This is a genomic window from Streptomyces silaceus, from assembly GCF_001419745.1.
GTDB classification, from domain to species: domain Bacteria; phylum Actinomycetota; class Actinomycetes; order Streptomycetales; family Streptomycetaceae; genus Streptomyces; species Streptomyces silaceus.
Genome location: NZ_LIRJ01000415.1, coordinates 2,515 through 2,733 on the forward strand (window position 1 = coordinate 2,515; position 219 = coordinate 2,733).

1 pseudogene is annotated in these 219 nt (G+C 75.3%); it reads right to left on the reverse strand.

Features of this window, described 5'->3' with window-relative positions:
* Positions 1-219 (reverse strand): annotated as a pseudogene (locus tag AOK22_RS43180) (PAS sensor protein); the annotation flags it as partial.

The following is a 219-nucleotide window of genomic DNA, read 5'->3' on the forward strand; positions in this document are numbered from 1 at the left end:
CCGAGCAGCTCCAGGGCCGCGTTCCTGAACAGCTCGGCGTCCGGTCCGCTGCGGGCCGGGTGCTGGAGGACGAGGACGGCGACGTCGTCGTCGTGGTCGGCGGTCACCCCGAGGGCGCGGATCAGCCGGTCGCACACCACCTGGGGTGTGCCGGTGGCGCCGGACAGGGCGCGCTCCAGGGCGGAGACGCCCTCGTCGATGTCCTCGCTGCGCCGCTCG